An 8,386-nucleotide genomic window follows, 5' to 3' on the forward strand; every position below is an offset into this window, starting at 1 on the left:
AAAGGCAAGTCAATAACATCTATTTTTCTTTATCCCAGAATGAGTTTACTTCCCAATTGTATTTTTATAGGTTGAACATGAAAGAGCTTGAATTCGCACAATGCATTCCTTTATAGTCAGGTCAATAGATATAGTCTTGATTATTTGACTATAGGTTCCTAATATCTTGCTGGTCTCCATAATTTTTAAAAACTTCCGCAGAAATTTCGGACAATGAAAGACGGCCAAACACCAGAACTCTTTGCCCATTGGGAGGCCGTCTGTTTTGTAAAGACTCTCTTTTCTTAAGACAGTCATTGAAAGGCTACAAGATGCAAAGAACAATTGCATAAAAAAGCTCGGAGAACTTTAATTTCAAAATTTTCTTTAGAAGAAGCGAAAGAATTTTCAACAGACGTGACAAAGCCCAGACGATTAAATCTGGGCTTTAAAATTTGGTGCCGACGGCGAGATTTGAACTCGCACGGCTCTCGCCGCCACCCCCTCAAGATGGTGTGTCTACCAATTTCACCACGTCGGCTAAATCAAGAAGTCCGTATTCTAGCGCGGAATTTGATTTTGTGCAGGAGATTCGCTATTTTTTTCTACAGGAGCTTTAATTGGCTCCGGTGCTGGTGCAGTAGTTTCGGAAATTGTACCCAGAACACCGCCGGAAACTGGAGCTCGATTGTGCTTTGCACCTACTGTCAAAGCCAAAGTGGAGCAGAAGAAAATCGTTGCTGCAACCGCAGTGGAACGAGATAAAAAGTTTGCAGAACCGGAAGCACCGAAAAGTGAACCAGAAGCGCCGCCTCCGAAAGCTGCGCCAAGATCAGCTCCTTTACCATGCTGTAAAAGAACCAAAACAATAATTGCTAGCGCACTCAAAACTTGAAGCACGATGGCAATAGTAAGAATGTAATTCATTTTTGTTTCTAACCGTTAAACAATAAACTCTACCGAGCTGGCCGCTTGGGCAATTGCATAAAAATCTTCAGCCTTTAATGAAGCTCCGCCAATCAAACCTCCGTCAATATCAGGACAAGCAAACAGCTTTTGAGCATTTGATGGCTTTACCGAGCCTCCATAGATTATTCTCAAGGAATCCCCAGCATCAGAATTGCGTGATTTTACACTATCTCGAAGGATCTTGTGAACTTCTTGCGCCTCCTCCGGTATCGCAGTTTTACCTGTTCCAATAGCCCAAACAGGTTCATAGGCTAGTGCGCCGGTGACTAACATTTCAGGCCCGATGACATCAAGAACCGCATTGAGCTGGGCTAAGACAACTTCATTAGTTCGTCCCGCTTCTCTTTCTTCCAACGTCTCGCCGACACAAACAATAGGACGGAGTCCGGCTTCGAGAACTTTTTGTGCTTTCATAGCAACCATTTCATTAGATTCAGAATGATACTGACGGCGCTCGGAATGACCAACAATAACAAAAGAGCATCCGACATCAGCCAGCATATTTGCTGCTACTTCGCCAGTGTAAGCACCATCATTATGAACTGAACAATCTTGCGCTCCGACTCCCATGTGAATTGCGGAAGTCATCAGACGATTTCTTAAAAAAGAAATATAGACGTACGGGGGACAAATAGCGGTCTCAGTCTGAGTTTCTAAAAAAGCTGTGTATTGAGATATCCAGTTTTCAATAAATTCCAATGAACCGTTCATTTTCCAGTTGCCTACGACTAAGCCTCTGCGCATGGAATCCTCTATTTGTAATAATAAAAAAAAATAAGTTTAGCAAAGGCGCCAAGAATAAAAATTAAATTCTTGGCGCCTGCTTTTGTAACAAAACTATATTAGAAGGAAAATGTCTTTGCCTAGCAAGGCAGTTGTTCCTGTTTTTCTTGTTTCATAAGCCATTTCCGAGAGGAACCTGACTCATTCCAACCTACCTCCCTTCCCCGCGATTGAATTCTTTCTTCCAAATGTAAGCCAAAATGGAATGGGTCATCGTTGAGACCAGGCTTATGATCGTAAAGTTGATAACCTTCTCTGAATTTAGTAGGAGAGAGATTCGGCATGATGACATTGCAGCCATATTCAATAGCAATCTCTCTTCCCTCCGGATGAAGAACTTGGAGGGCGGTTGCAGCTGCAATATTAATATTGCCCATTACCAGTCTTGTAACCGCAATCATATTCAAAGAAAGCTGGAATAGAGCCTTATTCTCCATTTGTCCTAGAGACTCTAAATCTGCTTCTTCAGACATTAAATACGGACCCATGCCAATCATGTCAGCATCTACCTGTTGGAACATGCGGATATCCATACAAAGATCTTTTAATGTCTGGCCGGGAATGCCAATCATTACTCCGGTTCCGACCTGGTAGCCGCATTCTTTTAAATACTTCAGACACTCTAAGCGATGATCCAGAATTTTTTCGTATTTTCCTTTTGCTGAGTGAAGCATGCTGAAAAGATCCGCATTAGAAGTTTCAAATCTTGCCAAGTAGCGCAAATTGGATCTATTACCGCTGGCAACAGCCCAACGTTCATAAACTTCTTTTGTTTGTTCTCCCAAAGACAGAGTTACGCCTACTCCATCAGGAAGAACATCGCTTACGGTTTGTTTGTGAATTTCTCTGAGGCACTCTTCAATGAAACTGATAAATTTCTCGTCTCTTCTTTCGCCTGCCTGCAAACAGATAGATGCATAGCCATTGCGAGCAGCCCAGACGGCCTGATCAATAATTTCCTGCTTGGTCATCTCATAACGGCGTACTTGATGATTGTCCTTCCTAATTCCGCAGTAACGGCAATTCGAAGTGCAGATGTTGGAACATTCAATGAGCCCGCGGTAGTAAACCTTGTTTCCCATCAAGGCAGTTGTTCTGCGATAAGCCTCTTCTTGAAGAAGCTTGCACTGTTCCGGATCTTTTAATCCTAAAAGGAAAATAATTTCTTCATTCGTAAAATCCGTTTTTTTCAATAATTCTTTTAGATTGAACAAAGTAAGCCTCTAAAAATGGAGAATTAGCTGATTATCCCAATCTTCTTTTAATTCTTAATCGATCATTCCGAATAGTTGCTAAAAAGTTAATTCAGAATCACTTGTTAACAAAAAGAAAACACTTAGGAAAAACTAACTGAGAACTGATTTCACTTCCTTAATGAGATTAATTCCTTTCAAATTAGGAGAAGCTATGGGCCTTTGAGCTTAATGGAGAATAGATCATTAGCGGGAGAAGGAAAAGATAAAAGCGTTTCAAAAAGCAAAGAAAAACCGGCACTTCCAAATACTTCTCTGCTTTTTGAGAATACTTGAATAATGCCGGTTAATTACCAGGGCTTAACTAGCCGATGATAATGTCCGGATTTTCAGCGGACTGCTGTTTTTCGGCTGGCTTTTCTTGACGAGCAGGTTTCTCAATCAAAGCTTTCATAGAAAGTTTGAATTTGCCCTTTTCATCAATTTCCAAAACCTTTACGCGAACTTCCTGACCTTCTTTCAGATGGTCAGCGACCTTGGCAACTCTTTCGTGAGCGATCTGACTGATATGAAGAAGACCTTCTCTTCCCGGCAGAACCTGAACGAAAGCACCGAAGTCAAGAATCTTTGTGACTTTGCCAACATAAACCTGGCCGACTTCAACGTCTACCGTGATTTCGTCAATACGTCTCTTGGCTTCATCAGCAGCTGCCTGGTCAACAGAAGCAATAGTTACGCTGCCGTCATCTTCAATATTGATGGAAACGCCTGTTTCTTCTGTAATGGCACGAATAACTGCACCGCCCTTACCGATAACGTCTCTAATCTTCTCCGGATTAATCTTAAAGCTGAGCATACGCGGAGCGTACTGGCTGAGTTCACGCTTTTCATCGCCAACTGCTTCATGCATGATTCCGAGGATATGCATGCGGCCTTCTTTAGCCTGAGCAAGAGCGACTTCCATGATTTCCTTGTTAATGCCTTCAATCTTGATATCCATCTGAAGAGCAGTAACACCATGATCTGTACCGGCTACCTTGAAATCCATATCGCCTAAGTGATCTTCGTCACCAAGAATGTCGGTCAAAACAGCAAACTTGTTGCCTTCCTTGATCAGGCCCATAGCAACACCGGCTACGAAGTCGGTCAGAGGAACACCCGCGTCAATCAGGGATAAGCAGCCGCCGCAAACGCTGGCCATAGAAGAAGAACCGTTGGATTCACAGATTTCAGAAACTACTCGCATAGAGTATTCGAAATCTTTTTCGGCTGGAATAACGGCGCGAAGAGCACGTTTTGCCAAACGTCCGTGACCGATTTCACGGCGCTTCGGAGAACCGACACGGCCTGTTTCACCGGTAGCAAACGGAGGCATGTTGTAGTGCATCATGAAGCGTTCGCGATATTCGCCGCCGAGAGAATCAACAATCTGTTCATCCTGCTTTGTACCGAGAGTAGTAACAACCAAAGCCTGAGTTTCGCCGCGTGTAAACAGAGCGGAACCATGAGTTCTCGGGAGAACACCTGTACGGATTTCGATTGGGCGAACAGTGCGTGTATCACGGCCGTCGATACGTCTTTCTCCGGCAAGGATCTTGCCTCTGACGTGGCGTGCTTCCATTTCGAAAAGAATATTGTTGACTTCGTTAGGATCAACTTCTTCCAATTCGCCGGCTTCAATAGCAGCGGCAATTTTTTCTTGAACGTCTTCATAGACTACACGAAGGCATTCGTTTCTTTCTTGTTTGTTTCTATGGGTGAAGGCGTCGTTGATTCTGTCACCAACGATTTCTGTAATCTTAGCTAAGAGAGCTTCATTCTTAGGAGCCGGTTCCCAATCCCACAACGGCTTGCCGCCTTCTTCAACCAGAGCGTCAATGGCTTCGATAACTGCCTGCATCTGTTCGTGACCGAACATAACAGCTCCAAGCATAACTTCTTCGGAAAGCTGCTGAGCTTCGGACTCAACCATAAGAACGGCACGTTCAGTACCAGCGACAACTAAGTCAAGCTTAGATTCTTTCAACTGAGATTCTGTCGGGCAAAGAACATACTGATCGTTGATATAACCAACGCGAGCTGCCCCGATAGGACCGTGGAAAGGAACACCGGAAACTGCCAAAGCTGCAGAAGCTGCAATCATGGAAGGAATATCAGGATCTACTTCGGGGTTGACGGAAAGAACGTGAATGATGATTTGTACTTCATTGAAGAAACCTTCCGGGAACAACGGACGGATAGGTCTGTCGATCAATCTGGAAGTTAATGTTTCTTTTTCGCTTGGACGGCCTTCACGTTTAAAGTAGCCTCCGGGAATCTTACCGGCAGCGTATGTTTTTTCGATGTAGTCTACAGTCAGCGGGAAGAAATCCTGACCTGGTTTTGTTTCTTTCTTTGCTACAACAGTGGCGAGAACAACTGTTTCGTCCATGTTGCAGATAACTGCACCGGTTGCCTGACGAGCGATTTCACCGGTTTCAAGTGTGACGGTATGCTCACCGTACTGAAAAGTCTTTACGACTTTATTAAACATTGTCATGTGTAGTATTCCTTTGACTCGGCACACTGCGGTATCTGCGGCTCAGAAAAATTAATTTTTTCGTCACGCACATATCGCAACGCGCCGGTTTAAAAATATTGAACCAAAAATGAATACAGCGGCAAGCGAACCGAATCGCTGACCGCTGCTGAAATCATCTTGCCGACTGCAAGGATTACTTACGAAGACCGAGAGCGTCGATAAGAGCCTTGTAGGCGTTTACATCGCGACCCTTGAGGTAGTCAAGTAATTTACGACGACGAGAAACCATCTTCAAAAGACCACGACGGCTGTGATGATCTTTTGGATTTACTTTGAAGTGTTCTGTCAATTCGTTGATACGGCCTGTCAACAAAGCAACCTGAACCTGTGGAGATCCTGTGTCGCCTTCAGACTGTGCAAACTTAGCAATAATTTCAGCTTTCTTTTCTGTGGTTTGTGCCATTTTAAATTTCCTTTTCGCCTAAGCGATGTTAACTTGCGGTTTCAATTGGAATTAATCGAACCGTGTTGAAAAACGTCGTGCATTATAACGGAAAAACCTTAATTCGTCCGTGAGCATAAGTTGTAAATGAGTTTATTGGATACCATGGACAGTATTTGAGCAACTTCTCTCATTAATCTTCTATTTTTTGTTTCAAATCAGTCACTACCTTCGGTTCTTTCCATTTGTACTGCTTACTCAGCCAAGACTTTTCGAAGATTGGGAAATTGCAGTGAATTCCCGCCAAATCCAGCAGCATATAAGAGAGCCAATCAGACCGGAAAGAAGAGCCTTCCTGAACTTCCTCACCTTCTGAGAGATCGCTGTAAGGCGTCCAAAACAAAAATGGAATGGTATAACCTCCCAACGAATTGTTGGAATGACCGGTTCTATCTTTTCTTTGTCCGGTCTCAACGCTGTGATCAGACAAAAAAATCCAAGAGGTTTTTACGTCGGGATGGTTCTTATCGAAATTCTGCGTCAGCTTCAACGTATCAAAGAGCACTGCATCTTGATACAACATGGCCCTATCGTAGTGCTCAAGCATTTCCAATGTTCTTATGCTTCGCCCCTTCTCTTCCAACCTTGCCCTAGTTGCATCTTGGTCATTCCACAGAGAACTCATTTCAGACGGATATCGGAAAGAGAAATGAGGATGGATGCCAATTAGATGAACAACGATTAACTTTTTATCACTCGGTGTTTGTAAAGCTTTTTCTAATTCCGGGAGGACTTTCTCATCCATGGAAGTACTGGAGCGGCCGGCAACCCGATTTAAGTTAACCGCAGTATTAGAAAAATCTTGAAACTCGGCTTTGATTGCTACATCGTCTTGGTTGCTGATCCAGTAGATCTTATAGCCGGCAGCTTTGAAGAAAGCAAAAAGTTTAGCTTTCGAGATAGATGACGAGTCGGGGAATTCGAACATGTCATTGAATGCTGCAACAGTACTTGACTGAGTGGAGAATGCTTCTTTACTTACATGTAATTCGGAATCCTTGTCCGCTTCCTTAAGTCTGGGCGTTGTATCTCTGTCATATCCATAGAGGCTCATATTTTCACGATTCATGCTTTCGCCGACTACGAGAACTATAGTTCTTGGTCCCTGTTCAACGGAAAGGATATGGTTTGCTGCTCGATCCAGAGCGGCATTGTTTTCTGCTTTTATATTTTTCCAATAGCTCTTTTTCTCTTCGCAGGATTGATAAAAAGTTAGGAGGCTTACAGGAGGAAAATGAGCTCGCCAGGCTCTTTGATACCATCCAAAAAGACTTAAACAGATTATGAGACCGGCAAACCAATAAAAAAATTTTGATCTCGATGGCTTTCCTTTCACAAGCGAAATTGCCAGATATGCCTGAGCAAGAAAAATGAAAAAAGCAACGGCAGACCATAAGACTATCTGAGGAGCCATTGCCATCAGATACTCTTTTGATTCCGAGAATGAAGTATTAGCGACTGATTCAAGAACAAAACCTGAATTCAAACTCGCCTCGTAGGCATCGCGCAAATATGCTTGAATGCCTAAATAAAAATCGGAAAGTCCAAAGATGACCAAGGAAAGACAAAAAAGCGTCTTCCTAATATTGGATGAAAAAGGAAATAATAGAATTAACGCAAAAGGAAACGAAAATAGCAGGACCTGAAGAGACTTAATGGCTCCAACGGCATACCATCCGAATAAATAAGAGAGCAAAAACCAAATAAAAACTAACACTGCAGCTTTATTCTTTTTCATCGTTGATGACCTCTTATCCTTCTACATTCTTCAAAAGCGCTTATTTCATTTTTGTTTGATTTCTCTCTTGTTCAGATGTAACCAAGCAAGAAAAGAGTTTTCACGAACTTTCGAAGTTAACACATCCTTTCCCATAACTGACTCGTCGCTCAGAGGAGAGCCAAGCCCGGATTGAGACAAAACCTCCTCATTAGTCTTCTGCTTCTTTCTGCTCTTTTTAGGTTTGGGCTGAGGAAGATTGTCGTATGCTCGGCGAAAAAGCGTTAGCAGAAGTTCCTGGTTTTCCGGATCCTCAACCAGCCACATAGGATTGACTGCACCGTCAAAAAGTTTTTGTTGAGGAATTTCCGGCCACTTCTCTCTCATCTGAGCATTTGTTTTGACAAGAAGCTCTTCTCCGCATAAGAAGCCAACCGGCTTTTCGTTGATGTAAATGCAGAAAACAGAAAACATTTTTCCAACGTGAACTTCGCCCAGCGGTCTGAGTAAATCGGCGTAGTACTGTGCAAGAGAACTGCTCATGGAAAAATGAGGAAAAAGATTTTTTTATTTTCTCAATTTTTTGCTCGTTTGTAAATGTCGTTTTGTACGATGTTAAGCCAAGGCGATTTTGAGAGTCAGAAAACAACACGATTTTGAGAGAGCCAATTTTTAAGTGAAAGTCTTGCAAATTCTGTGGCTTTTAATTGCAATGAAAGGGG

The 8,386-nt window shown here is 42.8% G+C and carries 7 protein-coding genes and 1 tRNA gene; all 8 read right to left on the bottom strand.

Annotated elements, in window-relative coordinates; all coding sequences use genetic code 11:
- Positions 1-435: 435 nt before the first annotated feature.
- Positions 436-520, bottom strand: a tRNA-Leu gene (locus ADH67_RS11450).
- A gap of 20 nt (positions 521-540) precedes the next feature.
- Positions 541-906 carry a preprotein translocase subunit SecG gene (secG, locus tag ADH67_RS11455; protein ID WP_066592116.1) on the bottom strand — a complete coding sequence of 122 codons (366 nt, stop codon included), beginning with the start codon at positions 904-906 and terminating at the stop codon, positions 541-543.
- A gap of 15 nt (positions 907-921) precedes the next feature.
- Complete coding sequence (tpiA, locus tag ADH67_RS11460; protein WP_066592111.1) at positions 922-1,692, bottom strand: triose-phosphate isomerase; 771 nt, start codon at positions 1,690-1,692, stop codon at positions 922-924.
- Positions 1,693-1,811: 119 nt separating this feature from the next.
- A complete protein-coding gene (gene hydE, locus ADH67_RS11465; protein ID WP_236578479.1) occupies positions 1,812-2,924 on the bottom strand; it encodes a [FeFe] hydrogenase H-cluster radical SAM maturase HydE in 1,113 nt (370 codons plus the stop codon).
- A 364-nt stretch (positions 2,925-3,288) separates the two neighbouring features.
- Positions 3,289-5,463 carry a polyribonucleotide nucleotidyltransferase gene (gene pnp, locus ADH67_RS11470; protein WP_201415716.1) on the bottom strand — a complete coding sequence of 725 codons (2,175 nt, stop codon included), beginning with the start codon at positions 5,461-5,463 and terminating at the stop codon, positions 3,289-3,291.
- Positions 5,464-5,638: 175 nt separating this feature from the next.
- Entirely contained in the window at positions 5,639-5,908 is a 270-nt protein-coding gene (rpsO, locus tag ADH67_RS11475; protein WP_066592107.1) for a 30S ribosomal protein S15, read from the bottom strand.
- 172 nt (positions 5,909-6,080) lie between these two features.
- Positions 6,081-7,685 (bottom strand): phosphoethanolamine transferase, encoded by a 1,605-nt coding sequence (locus ADH67_RS11480; RefSeq protein ID WP_066592105.1) that lies wholly within the window; start codon positions 7,683-7,685, stop codon positions 6,081-6,083.
- Positions 7,686-7,730: 45 nt separating this feature from the next.
- Entirely contained in the window at positions 7,731-8,207 is a 477-nt protein-coding gene (locus ADH67_RS11485) for a TfoX/Sxy family protein (protein ID WP_066592103.1), read from the bottom strand.
- Positions 8,208-8,386: the final 179 nt, after the last annotated feature.

Origin of the sequence: Turicimonas muris (genome assembly GCF_002221595.1) — a bacterium.
GTDB classification, from domain to species: Bacteria; Pseudomonadota; Gammaproteobacteria; order Burkholderiales; family Burkholderiaceae_F; genus Turicimonas; species Turicimonas muris.